General features: G+C 48.4%; 17 protein-coding genes. 10 read left to right on the forward strand and 7 right to left on the reverse strand.

What is annotated here, in order from left to right:
• The first annotated feature begins 115 nt into the window (after positions 1-115).
• Entirely contained in the window at positions 116-247 is a 132-nt protein-coding gene (locus AC1XUF_RS26740; protein ID WP_483345120.1) for a type II toxin-antitoxin system RelE/ParE family toxin, read from the forward strand.
• 157 nt (positions 248-404) lie between these two features.
• Positions 405-3,062, forward strand: a complete 2,658-nt coding sequence (locus AC1XUF_RS26745) for a DUF3857 domain-containing protein (RefSeq protein ID WP_483344928.1) — start codon at positions 405-407, stop codon at positions 3,060-3,062.
• A 57-nt stretch (positions 3,063-3,119) separates the two neighbouring features.
• On the opposite strand, the gene AC1XUF_RS26750 is transcribed toward AC1XUF_RS26745, so the two are convergent.
• The 4 genes from AC1XUF_RS26750 to AC1XUF_RS26765 form a co-directional block, all read right to left on the reverse strand.
• A complete protein-coding gene (locus AC1XUF_RS26750) occupies positions 3,120-4,814 on the reverse strand; it encodes a RagB/SusD family nutrient uptake outer membrane protein (RefSeq protein WP_483344929.1) in 1,695 nt (564 codons plus the stop codon).
• A 10-nt stretch (positions 4,815-4,824) separates the two neighbouring features.
• The gene (locus AC1XUF_RS26755; protein WP_483345121.1) at positions 4,825-7,770 is read right to left on the reverse strand and encodes a SusC/RagA family TonB-linked outer membrane protein; all 2,946 of its coding nucleotides are present in this window, start codon (positions 7,768-7,770) and stop codon (positions 4,825-4,827) included.
• A gap of 426 nt (positions 7,771-8,196) precedes the next feature.
• On the reverse strand, positions 8,197-10,737 hold the full coding sequence (locus AC1XUF_RS26760; RefSeq protein WP_483344930.1) for an ABC transporter permease: 2,541 nt from the start codon (positions 10,735-10,737) through the stop codon (positions 8,197-8,199).
• 1 nt (position 10,738) lies between these two features.
• Positions 10,739-11,407, reverse strand: a complete 669-nt coding sequence (locus AC1XUF_RS26765; protein WP_483344931.1) for an ABC transporter ATP-binding protein — start codon at positions 11,405-11,407, stop codon at positions 10,739-10,741.
• Between the two features lie 155 nt (positions 11,408-11,562).
• On the opposite strand from AC1XUF_RS26765, the gene AC1XUF_RS26770 reads away from it, so the two are divergent.
• Positions 11,563-12,252, forward strand: coding sequence for an arylesterase (locus AC1XUF_RS26770; protein ID WP_483344932.1), 690 nt, complete (start codon positions 11,563-11,565; stop codon positions 12,250-12,252).
• Here the strand turns inward: AC1XUF_RS26770 and AC1XUF_RS26775 are convergent, their stop codons facing one another.
• The 3 genes from AC1XUF_RS26775 to AC1XUF_RS26785 form a co-directional block, all read right to left on the reverse strand.
• Entirely contained in the window at positions 12,253-12,582 is a 330-nt protein-coding gene (locus AC1XUF_RS26775; protein ID WP_483344933.1) for a hypothetical protein, read from the reverse strand.
• An 84-nt stretch (positions 12,583-12,666) separates the two neighbouring features.
• Positions 12,667-13,617, reverse strand: coding sequence for a T9SS type A sorting domain-containing protein (locus AC1XUF_RS26780; RefSeq protein WP_483344934.1), 951 nt, complete (start codon positions 13,615-13,617; stop codon positions 12,667-12,669).
• 141 nt (positions 13,618-13,758) lie between these two features.
• Positions 13,759-13,923 (reverse strand): lmo0937 family membrane protein, encoded by a 165-nt coding sequence (locus AC1XUF_RS26785; protein ID WP_215235380.1) that lies wholly within the window; start codon positions 13,921-13,923, stop codon positions 13,759-13,761.
• 175 nt (positions 13,924-14,098) lie between these two features.
• Here AC1XUF_RS26785 and AC1XUF_RS26790 point away from each other — a divergent pair, with 175 nt between their 5' ends.
• From AC1XUF_RS26790 to AC1XUF_RS26820, 7 genes are all read left to right on the forward strand, one after another.
• A complete protein-coding gene (locus AC1XUF_RS26790) occupies positions 14,099-14,917 on the forward strand; it encodes an alpha/beta hydrolase (RefSeq protein ID WP_483344935.1) in 819 nt (272 codons plus the stop codon).
• Positions 14,918-14,939: 22 nt separating this feature from the next.
• On the forward strand, positions 14,940-16,883 hold the full coding sequence (locus tag AC1XUF_RS26795; RefSeq protein ID WP_483344936.1) for a glucuronyl esterase domain-containing protein: 1,944 nt from the start codon (positions 14,940-14,942) through the stop codon (positions 16,881-16,883).
• A gap of 35 nt (positions 16,884-16,918) precedes the next feature.
• A complete protein-coding gene (gene fucP / locus AC1XUF_RS26800; RefSeq protein WP_483344937.1) occupies positions 16,919-18,166 on the forward strand; it encodes an L-fucose:H+ symporter permease in 1,248 nt (415 codons plus the stop codon).
• Between the two features lie 76 nt (positions 18,167-18,242).
• On the forward strand, positions 18,243-19,142 hold the full coding sequence (locus AC1XUF_RS26805) for an ROK family protein (protein ID WP_483344938.1): 900 nt from the start codon (positions 18,243-18,245) through the stop codon (positions 19,140-19,142).
• 93 nt (positions 19,143-19,235) lie between these two features.
• Positions 19,236-19,808, forward strand: a complete 573-nt coding sequence (locus AC1XUF_RS26810) for a YceI family protein (RefSeq protein WP_483344939.1) — start codon at positions 19,236-19,238, stop codon at positions 19,806-19,808.
• A gap of 143 nt (positions 19,809-19,951) precedes the next feature.
• Positions 19,952-21,142, forward strand: a complete 1,191-nt coding sequence (locus tag AC1XUF_RS26815) for an acetyltransferase domain-containing protein (RefSeq protein WP_483344940.1) — start codon at positions 19,952-19,954, stop codon at positions 21,140-21,142.
• Between the two features lie 44 nt (positions 21,143-21,186).
• Positions 21,187-22,941 (forward strand): SMP-30/gluconolactonase/LRE family protein, encoded by a 1,755-nt coding sequence (locus AC1XUF_RS26820; RefSeq protein WP_483344941.1) that lies wholly within the window; start codon positions 21,187-21,189, stop codon positions 22,939-22,941.

Raw genomic sequence — 22,941 nt, forward strand, 5'->3', positions numbered from 1 at the left:
CTCGGTTCATGGTACCATCGCCGTGAACCGGGCTTTTTTGCGGAAAAGTAGTTGAGAAAAAGTAACCAGTTACTTGAAATTCATTCGGGAAACCAACAGACTTTAACAAGCGAAGATCAGGCTCGGATCGAATATCTGGCGGGTATTTTGTTTTTTTGACCCAAACCGACTGGTAATTTTACTGACTGGTTTTCAAAAGGAAACAGACAAAACACCCAAACAAGAAGTCGATAGAGCGTTGAAATGATGCGCGCATATTTTGACTTTAAAAGCACGCCATGAAATTGGAGAAAGTGGCCTCGGCGAAAAGATGAACATACTGTCACAGTTTTGACCCCGAAAAGTAATCAGCCATTTGAGGTTTACCGGAATATTTTTATTTTAGTAAATCCTTCATCTCTATTGTGGTTAACAAATTGATCATCGCCTCCTTCCGCGCCAACACCAGACTGTTTGCTTGTTTATTTCTTGTTTTTATTGGATTTCAGTCACTTGCGACCCCTTCCATTGGCGTTAAGCCTGCTCCTGCCTGGTTGTCGCCGGTCGTTCCTGGAGGAAATCCAGCCTCCGCCAAAGATTTCTCGGAAGGTTATTATACCTCGTTTTCGGAAATGCAGATCCATCTAGAGAAGAGGGCGACTTACCAGCGGTTCATCCGGCAAATTGTGACGGAGAGCGGTATCCAGAACGGCTCTGAGATCAGCATTACTTTTGACCCGCTGTACGAACACATTGATTTTCACGAGATTTCGATCTGGCGTAACGGCGAGCGAATTTCCCAGCTGGAGCTGTCGGAATTTAAGGTATTGCCGCTTGAAACGGACCGTCAGCGATTTATTTACAATGGATACTATGCGGCCTCACTTATCCTGAAAGACATCAGGAAAGGGGATAGGGTCGATGTATCGTACACACGCACCGGCTGGAACCCTGTTTTTCAAAATAAATATTCCAATATCCTGAGTTTTTATACCTACGACTACGTCTCCCACATTCACTACGCCATCATAGCAAAAAAAGGTAGGGAGATTTTTTTCAAGGATTTTAACAAACCTCCTTTGAAGACGGTGCGAGCTGGCAGTGAGAATATAGTGTATGAATGGGACCTCAAAAATGTAAAGAATGTAGCGTACGAGGACAACACGCCCGGATGGTACACCAAGCACCCTTTTGTACAGGTGTCGGAATACAAAAGCTGGAAAGAAGTAGTGGACTGGGGCCTGAATTTTTATCAGACCCCCGTGGTTTCCGGCGCGCTAAAAGCGAAGGTGGAAGAGTGGAAGAAGTCCAGCCAAAGCACTTTCCAATACATGGAGAGCGCCGTCAGGTTTGTACAGGATGAAATTAGGTACCTGGGTATTGAGACGGGAGAAAATTCGCACCGGCCTCACCAGCCCGATGAGGTTTTCCGGCAGCGGTACGGCGACTGTAAGGATAAGGCTTTTCTTTTGTGTGCAATCCTGAAAGCAAACAACATCGAATGTGATCCATTACTGGTAGATACCTACAAAAGATCGCACCTGTCCGACTACCTGCCTTCGCCAACGGATTTCAATCATGTTGTGGTCCGCATCAGGACCCGGGATAAAGGGCAGCGCCCGGAAGAAACAAACGCATTTGTATTTATCGACGCCACCATTCCATTGCAGGGCGGCGTTATTTCCAAGATTAATTTCCCGCCGTACGGGCAAGGATTACTCCTGAAAGACGGTCAGGTCAGCCCGCTCGCCATTCCGATACAAAATCCTGGTTATCTTACCATTACAGAGGAGATTTATCTGCCAGACATGGCGGATACTTCACTTGCCGGGTTGCTGGAGGTGAAGACGGTTTATTTTGAAGGCGAGGCAGACGATTCAAGGTCATTTTTCCAGGATGCGGTTATTTCCGAGACAGAGCAATCTTACCTCAACTATTACCGGGATACCTATAAGCATGCCGAATTTGAAATATCCGACACGCTGGAATTTTATGATCAACGCGAGGCCAATAATTTCTCGCTGGTTGAAAGATATGCGATGAAAAACGCCTGGCAATACGACAGCACCAATGAGAAACGGCATATCAATATTCTTGGAAAACAACTTTATGATCAGCTGGTGATACTGCCAAACCGGCCGCGCAAAGATCCGGTATCTCTTAAATATCCTTACCATAACACGTATACGATCCGGGTCCACATGCCCGGGCCCTGGAACGTCCCGGACGACTCCTGGAAAATCGAGCGCGCGGCTTATAAAGTAGCATTCAAGTCCCGGCTAATAGCGGACCAAAATGTCTGGGAGCTTTCCTATGATTATGAGACCTTGCAGGACCATGTGCCGGCTGGCGATGTGAAGCAGTTCCGGGCTGACATGGACAGGCTGGCAGAAAATCTGGAATACCAACTCAACGCACCCGGTGCAGACCTCATGCTCAGCTATGACAACCTGAACGGATGGATGGTATCTCTGGGCTTATTAGTAGTCCTGGTTTGCACTGCCGCATTTTACCGGCTTTATCAATTTTCCCCGGGAGGAGAAGGACGCACAGAACCACAGAAAATTCGTAGCTGGCTGATCCTGGTCGGTATCGGGATTGTACTGGCTGCTGTATCTGCCCCGATTTATTATGTCTCGGTCGAAGGGGGAGGATTTTTGACCAAATCTGGCTGGAACAGCATGGCCCGGACTTCGGACCTGCATCAATGGGGCTTTCGGACTTTGCTGGTTTTTCAAACCGTTTTCAATATCTCCCTATGGTGTTTCTCAGTATTCCTCTCGGTCCTGTTTTTTAAGAAACGGGATTCTTTTCCTACACTTTACTGCACTTACCTCGGTGTTAACCTCGCTTATGTCATCGTGAATGCATCTATTGTTTACACCGTTTTTGCTGATGCTTCCGGCCAGGCTTTCGATGGAAATCTGAAAGAGATTTTCAGGCAGGTTTTCTTTGCTGCCATCTGGATACCCTATATGAATAGATCGGTCAGGGTAAAGCGGACGTTTGTGAAAGGCTACAGGCACAACCCTGTTCTGACGCCTGGCCCGGACACCGAAAAAGTAGAGGAACTGGACGTCTGACCAAAAATAAAGGCGACCAGGAAATCCAGGCCGCCTTTTATTTTTTAATCTCACAAATCAATATCCGTCATTCTGTTTCAGATAGCCGGGGAGATTGGAGGCTCCGTCAATGGCAGTCTGCGGGATCGGGAAGATCCTTTTCTTCACGTCGGCATTGGTTTTCTCCGTCCATTTGCCTTCGTATTTCCCAAAACGGATCAGATCGCTTCTGCGCAGCATTTCCCAGTAAAACTCAAATCCTCTTTCGCGGAGAAGCAGATCCAGTGTCATGCTGGTCAATGCTGGCGGCGCCAATGTTGCTGTACGCGAAGCTCTTACAATGTTCACATCGGCCAGTGCGCTGGCGGCATCATTGCTCTTGCGCAGTTTGGCTTCGGCGCGCATCATATAAATGTCAGCCAGACGCAGGATTACGATATCCGCATCACCTTTGTTACGTCCTGTGTTTGATTCGCTGCCAAATTCATATTTCTCTACCCGGTAACCTGTGTTGTAGTTGCTGCCCGCAGTCGTAAAGTCGATCAGCTCGGTGAAATTCACCGCGAGGTCAGACCGGTTGCGGGTTACATAAGTCAGTTTTCCAACTTTCAATTTTCCATCGGCGCATCTCACAAATGCACCATTCACACGCAGCGCGCCATATTGCTGACCTCTCAGGATACCACGGTTAATCTTGTAATCGGCATCATTCAGGCAGGTATCTGCTGCATTGGTATAGATGGACATATTTTGTTTGTAAAAACGCGGATCGCGGCTGGGATCTACCGCGCCATAAGCCTGCACCCATGACTGGTAAAAATCCGAGGTTATTGCGGGACCATCAGTACCATTTGCGGCTGGGTAAGCAGCTAGCGGGAACTGGTCGCCAGAGATCGAGAAATAGGCCATACGGTTGTGTCCGTTCAGATCCGCGCGCTGGTCTACCGCGAAGATCAGTTCTTCATTGGTATGGTTCGCGTTGCCGAAGATCGAGAAATAGTCTGCGGATAATTTCGCCTGACCGGAAGCAATGATCTTGTCCGTATAGGTGACCACTTTATCCATATCCTCAGCCTTGAAATCGAATGTTGGCGAGTAAATGTTACGGTACACCGCAGCATTCAGATAAAGTCTTGACAATAAACCCCATACCGCAGCCTGGTTCAATCTGCCAGGACCTACTGCTGATTTTGGCTGTACAATCGGCTCCACTGCCAGCAACTCGCTTTCAATGTACTTAACCGCCTCATCGCCACGGACTATCACCGAAGTTGTTCCCGGATCTTCTTTCACAAAGGCGATCCCGAACATATCAAGCAGCACCATGTTATAGTAGGCGCGCATCCCCCGCGCTTCCGCCGTGTATAACGCTGCATTTGCGTCTTTGGAATCTTTCAGGCCCGTCATCGCCGTGATACATCTTGAGATGGACTGCACCAGGTAATTCCAGGTGTTGTTCACATTCGGGTCGGTGCTGGTGGTGTTGTGGGCGTGCAATGCCAGGTAAATCCCGTTGTCGCCCCAGTCGGTGCCGCCGCGATACGGCAGGATCGCCTCGTCGGTCGAGATCTCGTTCAGTGCGAAGTAGGTCGTATGCTGGAACAGGTTAGGCAGCAATGCATAAACGGGGGCCAGAAGACCATTTGCCGCGTCTGCGTCAGACAGTTTAGCGCTCAGCGTTTCGTCAAGTACTTGTTCTTTCAGGTCGGTACAGCCGTTGGTTACAAAAAGCAAACCGGCAACCGCAAATATGTATGATAGTTTCTTTTTCATCTGGTAAAAATTAGAAGCCAATGTTCAGGCCAAACAGAACTGTTTTAGCCTTTGGATAACTGAGATAATCGATTCCGTACGAAGTAATGCCATTGATCGAGCGGTCGTTGTTTACTTCCGGATCGTAGCCATTGTATTTGGTCCAGACAAACAGGTTTTGAGCGGTAACCGACAGGCGTACAGTCTGCACCCATTTATTGATGCCAAGCTTACCTGTATTCAGGTTATAACCCAGAACCAAATTGTTCAGCCTCAGATAGGAGCCGTTTTTCAGGTAGCGGGTCGAAACCGGGGCAGAGTTATTGATCGATTCTGCCTGATCTTTAAGCGCTTCCGGCGTCACATTCACGCCCTTCGATAATTTCAGTTTGTAAAAATTGGAGTTGGAAGTGTTGTCATACACTTTGTTTCCGGCTACACCATTGAAGTTGGCGGTCAGATCAAAACCCTTGAAGGCAATGTTACCGTTGAAGTTGTACATCCGGGTTGGCAGTGCAGTGCCCGACGCAACACGGTCTTTGTCGGTGATAATGCCATCGCCGTCCACGTCCCTGAATTTGCTGATACCGTTTTCGTCAAAACCGATAAACTCTTTCAGGAAGAATGTTCCGATCGGCTCATTGTTAATGTATCCGTTGATCGTCGCCGAAGTCAGACCCGAGCCCTGGGCCGCGCCCGAGGGAATTACCGAGTAGGGAGAGTTTTTAACATTGTTTTTGATAAAGGTAATGTTACCGCCCACGCCATATCTCAGGCCATTATCCAGCGACTTCCTGAAATTCAGATCCAGTTCCAGACCCTGGTTAACAATCTGCATATCAGGTACATTAGTCCAGAATGTGCCGGCTGGCTGGACGGGGTCGGCAGGGATCACTTCGAGCAGGATCTTTTTCGAAGTTTTGGTAAAATAATCGATCTCACCGCTCAATGCGCCTTTGAACAAACTAAAATCAAGACCTAAGTCGGTTTGCTGCGATACTTCCCACTGAATGTTCGGGTTGGCCAGACGGGTGTAGGTTGTTCCGGCAGGATAAGCGCCGGTTCCCAAAGGATAGCTCGTGGTTCCTGATACTGTAGAGGTAAAACGTGCCTGGGTGATCTTCGAAGGGATTTCCTGGTTACCCGTAGAACCCCAGCCAGCGCGCAGTTTCAGATCCGAGAATGGCGAAGACTTCATGAACGCCTCTTCCGAAATCCGCCATCCCAGCGAGAATGAAGGGAACGAACCATATTTATTATTCGCACCGAATTTAGATGAACCGTCGATCCTCAATGTTGCGGTCATCAGGTACTTGTCTTTGAAACCGTAGTTAACACGTCCGAAGAACGATTGCAGCTCGTTGATCGTCGCGTAGCCACCGGGTTGGTTCAATACCAATGTCAGATCCTGTCCGAGGCCGGGGTTGTAGATCGGCTCGATGTCGGAGATAGGGAATTTATTAATGCTGAAATTCTTGCTCTGAATAAAAATGTGCTGGTAGGAATGACCGAGCAATGCACTGAAACTGTGGGTTTTGTTATTCAGCGTATAAGTCAGATAGTTCTCGATCAGCTTGTTGGTATTGCGCATGCCATAGTTTTCCAGGCGGCCGACTTCCAGGGGAACCGTGCTTGGCAAAGTCTGTTTATCCTGCGTCGAAGTCGAGTTATCGATGCCGAAATTCAGTTTGTAAACCAATCCGTCGATGATTTTTACGGAAGGCGAAATGCTGGCGAGCACGCGGTTGGTCGTCAACAGTTCCTTGTATTGCTGTAACACGAACAGCGGATTGGTAAAGTCCTGATACTGAACAAGCGCACCGTTCGCGTCGTATGGCGCGTAAGTAGGGTTGATCGTCAGGGCGCTCCCGATCATGCTCTGGATGTTTGGACGCTTGTTTTTTGTGTTGGTCGCGTTCAGGTTAATGTCTAGCGTAACCCGGTCATTCAACAGTTTTTGCGAAAGGTTCACACGGCCGGTGTAGCGGTCCTGCTGGCTGCCTTTCAGCACACCCTGCTGTTTTTGCACACCGAAAGAACCGTAGTAGGTCATTTTATCGGTACCGCCGCCAATTGAAATGTTGTGGTTGTGGGTAGTGGCAGTTCTTGAGATCTCTTTCTGCCAGTCGGTATTTGCTTTTCCGTCGATCACCGTAGCTCCCAATTTCGAGGCCTCCGAGAGAAATTCGGGTCCCGACAAAACATCCAGCGGACGCGCCATAGTGGAAATACCCAGCGTTCCTGAATAGGTGACGCTTGCCTGGCCCGATTTGCCTTTTTTGGTTGTGATCAGAATAACCCCGTTAGCCCCTCTTGCCCCGTAAATGGCAGTTGCCGAGGCATCTTTCAACACGTCCATCGACTCGATGTCCTGTGGGTTCAGAAAGTTTAACGGGTTGGTATCGCCGCCTGTTCCGCTGTTGTCGAGCGCCATACCATCCACTACGAAAAGCGGTGTGCTGCCCGTGCGTACGCCACCGGGGCCGCGAACTGTGATGCTGGTTTTCCCGCCCGGTTCGCCAGTCGCTGACGTGACGTTCACGCCCGACACTTTTCCCTGAAGCAATTGCTCTGGGGAGTTGATGATACCCGAGTTAAACTCAGTGCTTTTCAAAGATTTGACAGATCCTGTAATATCTTTCTTTACAGTACTGCCATAACCTACAACCACCACTTCCCCCAGGTTGGAAGCCGATTCTTTTAATCTTACCTCGATCGAATTGGCGTTGGCATCGGTCAGCAGGAAGTCCTTTATGGATTGTTTCTCAAATCCGATGTAGCTGAATTCCAGGTTATACCTTGTGTCGGTCTGCAAATTGGCAAAGGAGAATACGCCTGCTTCATTGGTGGTGGCTCCTTGTTTGCCACCCCCGTTTACGTCGGTGATGACAACGGTGACGCCGGGTAAGCCTTCGGTAGTGCCGTCGGTCAGCACTTTCCCGGTCAGCGTTATTTCTTTCAAACTTCTGATGTTCATTTCAACATGAGAAGCCGGATTTCTCAGAGCAGGATCTGCAATGGCTGCGGCGGCAATCGGGCCGAAAAAAGTAGCCTGTAGCATGCAGCTCATGATAATTCCTGATCTGACTGGTAGAGTCAAAGTTTTGATCATAGTAAGTGGATTGTGATTGTCATTAGGAAAATTGAGATGAATTTTATGGGTAACTGGAGGTTATTCTACAAGAATACAAATTGTATTTTTAAAGTAAATTATAGAAACTAGGCAATAGCAAATGCAAACGTTTGAAATTTTATGCAAACGTTTGAAAAAAAATTAAGAATAAATTGGATAGAAAGGGTAGTCAAAATCGCGACATTGTTTCTGATTGGGCGGCAAAAGTCACCTTTTCTGATTAGAAAAGGGCATTTGGCAATTTAAGGAATTGTTAAATCGGGCGATCTCCTAAACGTCCTGTCTCAGCACCTCCAAAGGTGGCCGTGACAAAATACCGCGGCTGTTGACCAGGCCAATGAATACAGTCAGGAGCGACACAAACAGGAAGATGCCTACTACAGGCAAGATTTCAGGCTTAAATTCTGCTTCGAAACTGAATTTGGCCAGGGACCAGCTTCCGGCGGCGGCAATCAGAATACCGGTAAAAGCAGCCAGCGATCCGAGGAAGAAATATTCCAAAGCGGTGATCACGAATATTTGCTTTCTGCTCGCGCCCAGTGTTCGGAGTAACACGCTTTCCTGTAACCGCTGGTATTTGCTGATCAGGACAGAGGAGATGAGTACGATCAGTCCGGTAAGTATACTGAAACCCGCCATAAAGCGGATTACAAACCCGATTTTATTGAAAATATCGTCCAGCAGCCGAAGTACAAGTGCCAAGTCTATAATGGCGATATTGGGATATTTTCTGACGAGCGCCTGCTGGAATGCGGCGGATACCTGCGGATTGGGCACATGGGTGAGCATGGCATGGAATTGCGGTGCATCCTCCAATACCCCGGTGGGGAAAACGACAAGGAAGTTGGTTTGTACTTCGCCCCAGTTTACTTGCCTGAAACTGGTTACAGTAGTGGTCATAAGCGTTCCCTGGACATTGAACACCAGCGTGTCGCCGAGCTTGATCCGGCTCCTGTCGGCGAAGCCTTCTTCCATGGAGATCGGGATCAGGCCGGATGATTTATCATAAACGCCCTGCCATTTGCCTTTTGTGATTTTTTCTGAGGAAGTGGTCGAGTCCCTGAACGTTACCCTGTATTCCCGCCCGAAAATCCGCCTCGACTGATCCGCGGTGGTATCTCCTTCGAAATCGGCTGCCGTTTTGCCATTTACTTCTTCCAATCTCATATTCACAATCGCAACGCTCTGGTTAACAGGTACTCCCTGCGCTTTGGCGATGGCAAGAACGCCTTGTTTCTGACTACCCTGGATATCAAAAAGAACAATATTGGGCTGGTTGCCGCTGGTCGACAGCCTCACACGCTCCAGTAAGATACTCTGGACAAAAAACAGGGTGCAGATCAACGAGGTGCCCAAACCAATGGAGACGATCAGAATGGAAGTCTGGTTATTGGGGCGGTAAAGGTTGGCGAGGCCCTGGCGCCACAAATAGCTCCACGATACCGGGAAAAAGCGGCGTACCAGCCAGGTAAGAAGTATTGCAATGCCGTAGAGTACCAGAAAGGCGCCTAAAATGCAGATGGTGAATACCAGTGCTTCAACCCAGGTGCGCATTTGTAAAAATGCAAACCCGAAGATGAACACAATGATGAGCAGGTACAAAAGCCAGGTCAGCGGGTCGCGATCGAGCTTAACAGGTTCCAGTGAAACCCTGAGTACATTCAAAGGAGAGACGCTACGGATCGAAAGCAGCGGCGGCAAAGCAAATAATACGGATATCAGCACACCAATCGCCAGGCCTTGCCCGATTGCCAGCCAGGATATGCTCGTGGTCAGCTCAAATGGCAGCAGGTCTTTGATGACGATCGGTAAAAATTGTTGAATAGCTGTTCCCAATGAAGCCCCCAGTACAGAGCCAATGATGCCAATGCCCAGGATCTGGATGAGATAAATGAGAAATGCCTGGCTTCCTTTCACCCCAAGACATCTCAGAATCGCAATAGAGTTGAGTTTTTCACGGATGTAGATGTGAATAGCGCTAGCCACCCCAATGCAACCCAGTAGTAAAGCCACAAAGCCTACCAATGCGAGAAAGCGGGTCAGGTCGGCAAACGATCTCCCGGTATCTTCCTTTTGTTGCTGGACGGTGTTGTAGTCCAGGTCATAGGCTTCGAAACGTGGCTCTAACTTTTTAGCCAGTGCTTCCACATCTGTTTTCGCAGGATACTTGAAATAATACCGGTAGGCGACGCGGCTTCCTTTTTGCATTAAGCCGGTTTGGGCGAGGTATCGCATTGGAATATAAACAGTCGGCGCGACAGAACTCGTGATACCCGTCGATCCCGGTGCCTTTTCCAGGATACCGGCAATCAAAAATGTCACCTGGCCGATCTTGATCGAATCGCCTACTTTGGCCTGATATTGAAGCATCAGGGTCTGGTCTACCAACGCCTGTTTTCCTCCCCGAAATGTTTGCTCTGCAGCGACCGGTATGGTTTCAAATTTTCCATAATATGGATATGCGCCCGAAATGGCTTTGACCTGCGCAAGGCGGTTACCGCCGTTTTTGGTAAAATAAACCATGGAAGCAAAGCTGCGCTCTTCCGACCGGTTTTTACCCAATGAATCGACCAGCTCTTTTGCTTTTCCTTCCACAGGCCGGTTTCCATATAAGGCCAGGTCGGCCCCAATCAGTGTTGCTGCCTGGTTGTCGATGTTATCTTTAAGGTTATCTCCCAGGGAGTAGATCGCCACCAACGCGGCAATACCCAGAATAATGGAGGAGATAAAAAGTACCAGCCGGGAACGGTTTTTCCGGCTGTCACGCCATGCCATTTTCAGCAACCAGGAGAAATTAATCGTATTTCGCATGTTATTCTGCCAGTTTGCCGCCTTTGATACGGATAATGCGTTGCGTTTTTGCAGCCAGCTCCAGATCGTGTGTGACGACCACCAAGGTAGTACCGGCTTCTCTGTTCAAGTCGAAAAGCAGCTTAACGACCTTTTCGCTTGTTTCCGCGTCGAGATTGCCGGTTGGCTCATCCGCAAACAGTATGCGGGGCTGATTGGAAAAGGCCCGGGCGAGGGATACGCGTTGTTGCTCACCGCCGCTCAATTGGGTAGGATAATGGTCGCTTCGCTGGGCAAGACCCACTTTGTCCAATAGATCCAAAGCCCTTGACTTGACATTTCTTTCACCGCGCAGTTCAAGCGGTACCATCACATTTTCGAGTGCTGTTAAAGTGGGCAATAACTGAAAATTTTGGAAAATGAACCCTACATACTGGTTCCTGACCGCAGCAAGCTGGTCCTCGTTGAGACCATTCAGCTTGGTGCCATGGAGCTCGACGACGCCCGAAGTAGAGCGGTCGAGGCCGGCGCAAAGGCCTAATAAAGTTGTTTTGCCGCTTCCGGATGGGCCAACAATCGACATCGTGGAGCCGGCTTCGACCGAAAAATTGATATTGTCTAAAACTGTGAGGGAACGATCCCCGCTTTTATATATTTTACTTACCTCCTTCAGATCGAGTACAGTATTCATCGATTGTTTTTAATGTTATGTTTGCGTGGTGCTAAGCTTGGGCAACTGGTTTTATTCTAATTTGGTTCTTTTCGTTTTCTGTTGCATATAAATATAGTTTAAACGGCGTTTAAAACTCAATGAGTGGCCTTTGGGTTTCTTTTATCTCATCTATTATGACAAACCGCTTTTCAATTGTTTTCAAAATCTTGTTCCTGAGTGCTTTCTTGTTTTCCTGTAATCGTGAAAAAAAGGAAGAACCCGCGCAAACGGCAGATACTGCCCAAGCCTCGGCAAAACAGCCGGCCGCGAAGAAGAAAACAATTGTGTTCTTTGGCAACAGCCTTACCGCCGCATACGGCCTCGACGATCCCTCGCAGGGATTTGCCGGCCTTATCCAGAAGCGGATCGACTCTCTGAAGCTTAATTATAAGGTGATTAACGCGGGAGTGAGCGGCGAAACGACCGCCGGGGGGAATGGCCGGATCGACTGGCTTTTGAAACAGCCATTGGATATATTCATCCTCGAACTGGGTGGTAACGACGGTTTAAGGGGGATTCCTGTTTCGGATACGAAAAAGAACCTCCAGATGATCATTGATAAAGTACATACCAAATATCCGGAAGTAAAAATAGTGCTCGCCGGTATGCAGATCCCGCCAAACCTGGGCCAGAAATATGCTTCGGAATTCAGGGCTGTTTATGCTGATCTTGCGGACAAGAACCACATTACTTTGATCCCTTTCTTATTGGAAGGCGTTGGCGGGGAAGCCAGGCTCAACCTGCCCGACGGCATCCATCCTACCGCGGAAGGTCATAAAATCGTGGCCGAAAACGTCTGGAAGGAAATAAAGGGACTACTCTGATCAGGCTGTGTAATTTTCGTTGCCGTGAAGCGGCTTTGCGCCGTAATTGTTCCAGGCAGTAACGATTTCGAGCCGGTCTTCAATGGTTTTAGGAGTAAATGAGATCACAAACCCATTTTCTTTCACAACCGACTGAAAATACTCCGCATGCTCCTGAAAACCCAACGGGCTGTGATGTAGCGGATGGCTGGCATCCGATGCCACCACATGGATTTCCTCAGGCCGGTAACCCCGATCAATCAGTTCATCATAAGCCTGTTGCGCATCAATGCTGTTTGCAAATACGGCGTTCACCAACGAAGGATAATCGTATTCAAAAGTATTTTCCATGGTCCTCGACATTAAGTTTTGATTGCCTGACTCACCTTTTTCAAAGAATTATGCCAATTGGGGGTTTGTTTTCAGGCGCCATATCTAATTTTTTAAAACCCTGAAGTTTTTAGAATAGCCGCCGTTTTCGTAAACACGAATGTGATAGAGCCCTTTTGCCCAGGTGTTTACTGAAATTCCTTGTGATATATTCTCCGTAGAGATTGGCATCCGTGTACCTTGGGCGTCGAAAATTTCCAGCAGGGTGGTAGACGTGCGCGTCAGTTCCGGAAGGAAAAGCCGGTCGACTGCCGGGTTGGGAAAAATATGTGGAATGGTACCTTCATCGAATGCGCCTTGTTTTTCCATGGTATTGGACCAATGCTGCCACGCTGAATTTCCATCCTTCACGATATGGAAAACGGTCGGGACCACGGGTATTACATTTTCGCAGGCACGTGCCAGGGCGGCTTCATTAAGGCAGTCACCAGTATTGCCCGAAACATTCAGATAAGTGAATGCTTGGTGAACTTGCAGGTAATCACACACAGCCCGGACACTGCATAAGGAGAGTCGCGCGTTATTCTTGATGGTAAGATCACCTGTGATATCAATTGGATTGTTCAAAGCACCCAGATGGGTGAGCAATGGGTTACCAAGGATTACAGCAGAGCCTTCAATCGATCTAAGGCCGTTCAGCCCATCGAGAGTTGTCAGGGAATTGTTAAACGAAATTTCAATTCCCTCAGTTGTCCGAAGATTCTGCAGTCCATTGAGCGATGCCAGAGCCCGGTTTTCACTGACCGTAACAACGCCCTGAACGGAAACCAGGTTTTTCAGCGGTCCGAGGTCCGTAATTGGATCAGATACGAGGCTCGTTATATACACATTTCCAGAAATCGATTTCCAGTTTTGGCCCCAGCTGTTCAGTGTCGCCTGATTTGTGAATTCGACGTTCCCAAAATAGGTCTGGGCGGAGGCATTGATGCAGCAGACCAGCCATAAAAGCGCAGCTATCCCTTTTTGCGCGCGCAAAGCAGCTTTAGGTAAAATCATTATCATAGAGGAAGCCTGTAACACAATACGGCGGTGAGCATTTCAACAGAAAGTTAAGATATTATCTGCAAAAAGATAAAGGCCTGGATGCTGCAAAACAGCAATTCCAGGCCTTTTGAAATATCTTGTTATCCCGATTCTCTACACAACCCTGTCGCCACGAATTACACGAAGAATTATTGCGACGACTGCAATCACGAGTAAAATATGAATAATGTTACCCATTCCGAAGCTTGCAAAGCCGAAATAGCCTATCAACCAAATGATTACAAGAATGACAGCTATTGTATAAAGAAGATTTCCCATTGTCTTAAAATTTGAGTTAGAGATATTTTAGATTTGCCTGGATTATATCAATTTGAATGCCAGCAGTTTTAAACCCTCATTGCGCGTCAATATTCCCCGGATTCTACAATATTTGCGTAATCCAAAAAAAATGCCCCGTTAAGTTGTAGAAAATAGTCACAAAGTAATTTTACGAATGAAAAAAGCCATTTTACCAACTCTCTTTCTTTTAGCGATGTTCGTTTCGGGCTCCCGGGCGGCGGTCGTGGACACGGTGGAAACTTACAGCGCCGTCATGAAAAGAACATTGAAGACTGTGATTATCAAACCGGATCAGTACGCTTCCCTTGCCGAGCTGCCGACCGTATATCTCCTGCACGGCTACAGCGGGAATTATGCCGACTGGATTAAAAAAGCCGCTGGTTTTCAAAAGGCTGCGGACTTACATAACATTCTTATTGTGTGCCCGGACGGCGGCTTCGGAAGCTGGTATTGGGACAGTCCTGTGGACCCGCAATCGCAGTACGAAACCTATGTCTCCAAAGAGCTGGTCGCATTTGTCGATGGCAAATACAAGACGATCAAATCCCCGAAGGGCCGTGCAATAACGGGGTTGAGTATGGGCGGACATGGCGCGTTGTACCTTGCCTTGCGTCATCAGGACGTTTTCGGGGCGGCCGGTAGCATGAGCGGCGGTGTAGACATCCGTCCGTTTCCCAACAATTGGGATATGGCCCAAAAACTTGGCAAATACGCAGAGCAGCCCGAACGCTGGGAGCAAAATACGGTGATCAACATGCTGCATCTGCTGACTCCCAATGCGCTGGCGATTATCATCGACTGCGGAACAGACGATTTCTTTTTCGAAGTGAATGAAAAGCTGCATGAACAATTGCTCTACAGAAATATCCCGCATGACTACATAACCAGGCCCGGCGCGCACAACTGGCCTTATTGGACCAACGCGGTGCAGTACCAGATGCTTTTCATGCGTAATTTCTTTTCAAAAAAATAACCGTCCCACTTACTGATCCCTCATGAAAAACCGACGGGACTTTCTGATAAGTGCCTTGGCAGGTACTTCGATTTCCACGTTATTTCCACAATCTGCCTCATCCCGCCCGGCGCGCGTTTCGGATTTAAACCCGGCGGGGGGCATCACGGTACTTTTTCAGGGAGACTCGATTACCGACGGCAACAGGACCAGAAATACGGATTGGAACCACGTGATGGGGCACGGCTTTGCCTATCTGATCGCTAGCAGGCTTTGGTACGATTATCCCGAAAAAGGGTTCCATTTTCTTAACAGGGGTATCAGCGGCAACCGCATTACCCATCTGGCGGAGCGCTGGCAGGCAGATACGACCGAACTGAAGCCGGACTTTCTAAATATCCTGATTGGGATTAATGATACGGAGGCGGCACTGAAAGGTAACACGGCCTGCACGCCCGGGCAGTTCGAAAATGATTACCGCGCATTGCTCAAATTGACCAAAGAAAAACTTCCTGATGTGAAACTGGTCCTTTGCGAACCGTTTATCTTGCCAGTCGGCAGGGTGAAGGACAATCTGCAAACCTATCAGCACGAGCTTTCTGTAAGGCAGGCGATCGTCAAAAGGCTGTCGACCGAATTCAATGCCATTCATATCCCGTTTCAATCTGCTTTCAACGAGGCGTTGTCAAAGGCTCCGGCGGAATATTGGATCTGGGATGGTATCCATCCCATGCCGGCCGGGCATGAACTGATGGCCCGGTTCTGGCTGAAAATTGCGGGGCCTTCCCTGGGTTTGCATGCAACTGCTTCAAGTGCCTCCCTGCCCGATCCGCTTTTATTTACCAATGGAGAAAGGGTAAAGTCTGTCAACCAGTGGCCATTGCGCAGAAAGGAAATCCTGCAAATCATGACTTCCCAAATGTACGGCACGTCTCCGGGGAGGCCAAAGGATATGCGCTTTGAGATTTTTGATACAGACAAAAATGCGTTGGCGGGAAAAGCAACCAGAAAGCAGGTAACCATCCATATCAGAGAAAAAGATAAGGAGGCCAGTTTTGATTTGCTGATCTACATTCCGAACAAAGCAAAACATCCTGTGCCCGCCATTATGGGAATCAATTTTATAGGAAATCAGGCGGTGATTGCCGATCCTAACGTGAAATTAACGACTTCCTGGGTGGAGAACGGCAGCATGTTTCCATGCTCACCGGAGGGCCGGGCAACCGATCAGTGCCGTGGCGTGAATGCCGGCCAGTGGGCCATAAACGACATGCTGGACCAGGGTTATGCGTTTGTAACCATGTACAGGGAGGAAATTGCGTCGGACCGGAAGGAAGAAATGTTTACAACCGGCGTGCACGTGCTTTATCCGGAACTTCAGAACCGGGAAGATAATTTCAGTACCATGGCCGCCTGGGCATGGGCGCTTAGCAGGGGCATGGACTACCTCGAAACAGATAAAGCCATTGATCCAAAGAAGGTAGCCGTTTTTGGATTTTCAAGACTGGGTAAAGCGGCACTTTGGGCAGGTGCGACCGATCAGCGGTTTGCGGTGGTACTCAGCAATGAATCCGGCGCAGGAGGGGGCAAGCAGTTCAGGAGGGGGATTGGCGAGAATATCCGGCGGCTTTGCACAGTTTTCCCGCATTGGTATGCCAAGAGCTTCCGGAAATACATGGATAAGGATACCGAATTGCCTTTTGACCAGCATTTTGTGACAGCGCTGATCGCCCCGCGCCCCGTGTATCTGGCTACTGCGGAAGATGACCGGAACGCCGACCCCGAAGGAGAATTTGAAACAGCCAAAGCATCAGACGGCATCTATAAATTTTTGGGTACCAAAGGTTTTCCGGGAACTACATTTCCAGCTCTTAATCAGCCAGTTTATGGTCAGATCGGCTTCCATATTCGCCCAGGCGGTCACGATGTTACCAACTTTGATTGGATACAGTTTTTAATTTTCTCTAATTTACATTTCGAAAAATAGACCTGACCTAATATTTAATTTTACTATTCAGCTAAATGAGCAACTCTTCCTCGTCTGTCCAATCGGGCGCTCCAAAGTTTACAGATCATAAATATGTGGTAACCCTTATCTTCGTGACTTCCCTTTTTATGTTCTGGGGAATTGCGATTACCATGGGCGATGTTTTGAACAAGCATTTTCAGCATGTGTTGAGTCTTACCAAAACACAATCAGCATTTGTCCAGTTTGCGATTTTCGGAGCTTACGGGGTGATGGGTATTCCGGCCGGCTTGTTTATGAAACGTTTTGGCTATAAAAACGGCGTGCTTTTCGGACTCGGGCTTTTTGCTACCGGGGCATTTCTATTTGTTCCTGCGGCGGCGGCAGCGTCGTTTCCGTTTTTTGGGATTGCGCTTTTCATCCTCGGTTGCGGGATTTCTACCCTCGAAACCGTTGCGCACCCTTTTGTAGCTTCACTGGGTGATCAGCGGACCAGCGACATGCGCATCAACTTCGCCCAGGCATTCAATGCATTGGGAACGATTATCGGGCCTGCTGTAGGTACCTATTTTCTTTTGAGGAATAACGTCGAGGGCGGCACCGACCTGACTTCGGTGAAAACATTGTACATCGTAATCGGAAGTGTGATCGCTACGATTGCCGTGCTGTTCTCCTTTGTAAAAGTCCCTGAGCTGATCGATCCGCACGTTACCGTCGCAAATCCCGACGCAGCCAATGTGGATATCCACCCTGAAAAAGGGCTTTTCCAGCACCGGCATTTCAAGTGGGCAGTATTGGCGCAGTTTTTCAATGTAGCGGCACAGGCCGGGACATGGGCATTTTTCATCAACTTCGGTCACGAAAAAATGGGCTTTACCGACGTCGTTGCAGGTAACTACATGATCCTCTTTTTCGTACTGATGCTTGCTGGCCGCTTTATAGGCACTTTCCTGATGCGCTATATTGCCCCGCATTCATTGCTTGCCATTTTCGCTGCCTGCAACATCGTCATGTGCCTGATCATCGCACAAAGCCTGGGCTGGCCGTCGTTCATTGCCTTATTGATGCTGAATTTCTTTTTCAGTATCATGTTTCCGACCATTTTCAGTCTCGGTTTGAAAAATTTGGGCGCGCATACCAAACAAGCGTCTTCATTTATTTCAATGGGCGTAGTGGGCGGCGCATTTTTCCCGTTCGCCATGGGTGCGGTAGCCGAATCGAACGTGGCGCACGCCTACTACCTTCCGATTATCTGCTATACGGTGATTTTTTTGTATGGTTACAAATACTATAAAGTACAGTGAATACGAGCTTGCCGCTTAAAGCCAACAGCTAAAAGCATAGCGCTGTGCGTTTTTTCAAATTTAAGTTTTTAGAAAAATGAATCTTTGGGGTATTGACCTGGGTGGTACTAAAATAGAATGCGCGGTCCTGGATTCGACCAGGAACCTGGAAGTGGTGGCAAGAATGCGCCTGCCGACTGAATCTGCGAAAGGATATGAGCATATCCTGGCCCAGATCAAGAGATTAATTGACATGGTTTCGGAACAAGTGGGGGAGAGGCCCACAAAAATAGGATTTGCCACTCCCGGCGTTCTGGAGCCCGACTCGCAGCTGATGAAGAATTCCAATACGACCTGTCTGAATGGTATGCCGCTCAAAGCAGACTTACAGGAAATACTCGGCGTGCCCGTGCAGCTCGCTAACGACGCGAATTGCTTTGCACTGGCCGAAGCGCTGATGGGTGCCGGGAAAGAACATCATACTGCCGAAGTTGTTTTCGGAGTGATCATGGGGACCGGCGTTGGCGGTGGTTTGGTTGTTAATAATAAGATCATTGCCGGACATCACGGAATTGGTGGCGAGTGGGGCCACAATATCCTGGAGGAAAACGGAGAACCTTGCTACTGCGGAAAAGCAGGGTGTGTAGAACAAGTCATTTCCGGACCTGCGCTGGAGCGCTTCTATGAGCGTGAGAGTGGTGAAAAAGCTACACTGAAAACCATTCTAGAAAGGTTTCATGCGGGTACCGATGAGTATGCCAACGCAACGATCGAGCGACTCCTGGAATTTTATGGAAGGGCTATATCAACCCTGATCAATGTGATCGATCCGGGCCTGATTGTGATTGGAGGCGGTGTCGGCAATGTTGACCTGCTTTATACTGCCGGTTACGAGCGGATCCGGAAATATATTTTTAATAAAGGGGTTGTTACCACGCCCATCGTGAAGCCTAAGTTGGGAGATAGTGCCGGTGTTTTCGGGGCCGCACTGTTATAAGTATCTGGAAATAAAACCAATAATGAACGCCGCGAAAGCCGCTCTCCTGAATTACCCAATCCATTTGACCATAAACATAAACAAGCAATCCTTATGAAGAAATCATTTCTGTCACTGGCCTTTATTGCATTATCCCTGACCTCCTTTGCCCAATCCACCTGGAAAAACGACAAAGCACATTCACAACTGAAATTTGATATTACCCACTTGGGCGTATCAACTATTTCCGGAGCCTTTACCGACTTCGATGCGACCATTACTTCATCCAAACCGGATTTTAGTGATGCCACATTCGTACTTACCGCAAAAACGGCCTCTATCAACACCGGTGTTGATCGCCGAAATGAACATTTGAAATCGGCCGATTTCTTCGATGTTGCAACAAACCCCGAGCTTACTTTCAAAAGCACCGGACTAAAAAGTGCTGGCAAGGATAAGTATACCCTGACAGGCGACCTGACCATGCATGGCATTACCAAACCGGTAACGTTGGACCTGACTTACCGCGGGACCATTGCCAATCCGATGAACAAAAAGCCGGTTGCTGGTTTTCGCGCTATTGGAACTGTAAAAAGAGCCGATTTCGGAATCGGCCCGAAGTTTCCCGCGCCAATGCTTAGCGAAGAAGTTACCATTATCGCAGACGGGGAGTTCGGTCAGCCTTAATAATTGCTGACGATCACCAGTTTTGAAAAAGGGATGGCTAAAAACCATCCCTTTTTTGCTTAAGTGGCCCAACACAGCATACAGTAAATCAAGGTATTGTGTCACTTTTTAGAAGAATGAAAATGTAATACTCACCATTTGATATGACGACAGCAGGCACACTGCAGCGCATTAAATCCATTGATACGGTTCGGGGTGCCATCATGGTCATCATGGCGCTGGATCATGTCCGCGACTTTTTTCATGAGTCCGCGTTTACTGCTGATCCTACCGACGTTCAAACTACCACGGGGATTTTGTTTTTCACAAGATGGATCACCCATTTTTGTGCGCCTTCGTTTATGTTGCTTTCAGGGATTTCGGCCTATCTGTCCGGGCAAAACAAATCCGACACGGATACTTCTTCTTTCCTGATCAAACGCGGTTTCTGGCTGATCCTGGTCGAGATCATTTTTATGACTTTCGGTTTTTCATTTGATGTTACTTACAGGACCTTGTTCATGGCCGTGCTTTGGGCATTAGGCTGTAGTATGGTGCTATTGGGTATCCTGGTACGTTTCGTATCTCCCAAAGCAATCCTTATCGTAGGTTGCGTGCTCATTTTTGGGCATAATTTGTTGGATTACGTCAAAGTTGCGGAGAACTCGGCGCCGGATATTCTTTTAAGAATATTTTTCACCGGAAGGGGTACATTTCTGCCCAGGGGCGACGGGGGCTCCATTGCTTTCCTGTATGTGATTTTTCCCTGGGCCGGTATCATGATGGCAGGTTATGGGTTAGGGATGCTTTATAAAAAAGGGATTCCGCAAACTGAACGGCAAAGGACGCTGATGATAACTGGGATCGTACTTACGATCCTGTTTTTTATTTTGAGATTCATCAATCTGTATGGCGATCCCTCCCACTGGGAAATGCAGAAGACCGGTTTGAAAACACTTCTTTCTTTTTTCAATGTCACCAAATACCCGCCATCGTTATTGTTTACGCTCATGACGCAAGGCCCGCTCCTGATCGCACTCTCTTTGACGGAAAGCTCGGCCAACAGCATTGCCAGGATTGTTACTGTTTATGGCAGAGTGCCTTTTTTCTTCTTTATGATCCATTTTTACCTGATCCATATTGTTTGCATGATTGCGGTACTTTCTTCCGGGTACACCTGGCAGCAGGCTACGGATGACAAGTTATTCTTCAAATTCAGGCCGTTTGACTTTGGCTATGACCTGGGAATAGTATATGTGATATGGGTCCTCATCGTGGCGTCTCTTTACTTCCCCTGCAAATGGTTCGGGGAATACCGCGCCAGAAGCAAGAAATGGTGGCTGAGCTATTTATAAAGTTTCCTTACAAAGTCTGTGGCTAATTTTACCGGTACTTAACTATGAAACCTTTTTTTACAATCTTTTTTTTGGTTACAAGTATACTGACGGCCCATGCACAGGCGCCGGTCGAAAATTATCCCGTCGACCCTGCTTCCGAAGAGCAGGCGGGCGTTCCCAAAGGGGAGGTACTGAAATTTACTTTTGATCAATCCAAAATATTTCCCGGTACCTGGCGAGAGTATTGGGTGTATGTTCCTGCGCAATATAAGCCCGACCAGCCCGCTTGCGTTTACGTCAATCAGGATGGCATCCAATGGAAAGCCCCCACAGTTTTCGATAACCTCATTTACAAAAAGGAAATGCCCGTCACCATTGGTGTTTTTGTCATGCACGGGCGGGTCAGGGCGGCTAACCCCAGTGAAGCCAATGACCGTTTCAACAGAAGCTTTGAATTCGATGGATTGGGTGATGCCTATGTGAAATTTATTTTAAACGAAATTCTGCCTGAGGTCGAAAAACAAAAAACAAGTGATGGAAGGCCCATTAAGTTATCAAGGAATGGTAACGACAGGGCGATTGGCGGATCGAGCAGCGGGGCAGTTTGTGCTTTCACCGCTGCCTGGGAGAGGCCCGATGCCTTTACACGGGTTTACAGCGCGATAGGAACGTATGTAGGACTGCGTGGCGCGGACCGCTACCCTACGCTCGTGAGAAAATTCGAACCCAAACCACTGCGCATCTATATGCAGGATGGAAGCCAGGACCTGAACATTTATGCCGGTGACTGGTGGATGGCCAACCAGACAATGCTGCGTGCGCTGACTTTCGCAGGTTACGAGGTAACGCACCAATGGGGCGAAGGCGGGCATAATGGGAAACAAGGAACTGCGCTTTTCCCCGAAGCGATGCGGTACTTGTGGAAAGGCTGGCCGGAACCGGTAAAAAAAGGTTTCAGTCAGAATCAGGTTTTGGCCAGTATACTTGTTCCGGGTCAGGATTGGGAGTTGGTGGGAGATGGATACAGGTTTACAGAGGGGCCAACGGCCAGCCAGTCGGGGGAGGTTTTTTACCAGGATATACCCAATTCCAAAACTTATAGGGTGGGGCTGGACGGAAAGGCCACCGTAATCAATGAGGATTCGCAAAGGGCAAGCGGCACCGAGTTTGGCAAAGATGGCAAACGGTATGAGGTTGCTCCGAAAACGCTGTCCATTATCTCTTATGATGCACAGGGCAATAAGCAGGAAATAGCAAAAGGAATTGAGGGCAATGATCTGACGGTTGCGAACAATGGAAATGTATACGTTACTGTGCCGGACGGTCGGGAAAAGCCCAGCACGCTCTATCTGATTAAACCGAACGGTGAAAAAGTGGAAGTCGACAAGGGGATTCTATTTGCCAACGGCGCTGCGTTATCACCGGATCAAACCTTGCTCTATGTTACAGAATCGGCCACACACTGGGTTTGGTCGTACCAAATCCAGCCCGACGGAACATTAAAATATAAGCAAAAATTTGGCTGGCTCCATGTCCGCGACAGCGAAGAGAATGCCTGGGCCGATGGGCTTACCTGTGACCGTGAAGGACGCATCTACGTAGCGACGAGGTCGGGTGTGCAGATTTTGGATCAAACCGGCAGGGTCAATGCGATTTTGCCGACACCCAATGGAGCCGCTTCCAATGTGGCGTTTGGCGGGAAAGATTTTGACGTGTTGTATGTCACGGCCAATGATAAGGTCTACCGCCGCAAGTTGAAGACGAAAGGGGCAAATAACTGGGACGTCCCGAATAAACCCGACGCACCGAAATTGTAG

It is taken from the genome of Dyadobacter sp. HNCC25DJ185, assembly GCF_056895195.1.

Excerpts from the sequence above, each read along its gene's own strand:
- AC1XUF_RS26785 (WP_215235380.1), bottom strand. The coding sequence starts at position 13,923 with ATGGGAAATCTTCTTTATACAATAGCTGTCATTCTTGTAATCATTTGG.
- AC1XUF_RS26755 (WP_483345121.1), bottom strand. The coding sequence starts at position 7,770 with ATGAACATCAGAAGTTTGAAAGAAATAACGCTGACCGGGAAAGTGCTG.
- AC1XUF_RS26760 (WP_483344930.1), bottom strand. The coding sequence starts at position 10,737 with ATGCGAAATACGATTAATTTCTCCTGGTTGCTGAAAATGGCATGGCGT.
- AC1XUF_RS26750 (WP_483344929.1), bottom strand. The coding sequence starts at position 4,814 with ATGAAAAAGAAACTATCATACATATTTGCGGTTGCCGGTTTGCTTTTT.
- AC1XUF_RS26810 (WP_483344939.1), top strand. The coding sequence starts at position 19,236 with ATGAAGAAATCATTTCTGTCACTGGCCTTTATTGCATTATCCCTGACC.
- AC1XUF_RS26780 (WP_483344934.1), bottom strand. The coding sequence starts at position 13,617 with ATGATTTTACCTAAAGCTGCTTTGCGCGCGCAAAAAGGGATAGCTGCG.
- AC1XUF_RS26815 (WP_483344940.1), top strand. The coding sequence starts at position 19,952 with ATGACGACAGCAGGCACACTGCAGCGCATTAAATCCATTGATACGGTT.
- AC1XUF_RS26770 (WP_483344932.1), top strand. The coding sequence starts at position 11,563 with ATGACAAACCGCTTTTCAATTGTTTTCAAAATCTTGTTCCTGAGTGCT.
- AC1XUF_RS26775 (WP_483344933.1), bottom strand. The coding sequence starts at position 12,582 with ATGGAAAATACTTTTGAATACGATTATCCTTCGTTGGTGAACGCCGTA.
- AC1XUF_RS26765 (WP_483344931.1), bottom strand. The coding sequence starts at position 11,407 with ATGAATACTGTACTCGATCTGAAGGAGGTAAGTAAAATATATAAAAGC.
- AC1XUF_RS26795 (WP_483344936.1), top strand. The coding sequence starts at position 14,940 with ATGAAAAACCGACGGGACTTTCTGATAAGTGCCTTGGCAGGTACTTCG.
- AC1XUF_RS26805 (WP_483344938.1), top strand. The coding sequence starts at position 18,243 with ATGAATCTTTGGGGTATTGACCTGGGTGGTACTAAAATAGAATGCGCG.
- AC1XUF_RS26790 (WP_483344935.1), top strand. The coding sequence starts at position 14,099 with ATGAAAAAAGCCATTTTACCAACTCTCTTTCTTTTAGCGATGTTCGTT.
- fucP (WP_483344937.1), top strand. The coding sequence starts at position 16,919 with ATGAGCAACTCTTCCTCGTCTGTCCAATCGGGCGCTCCAAAGTTTACA.
- AC1XUF_RS26820 (WP_483344941.1), top strand. The coding sequence starts at position 21,187 with ATGAAACCTTTTTTTACAATCTTTTTTTTGGTTACAAGTATACTGACG.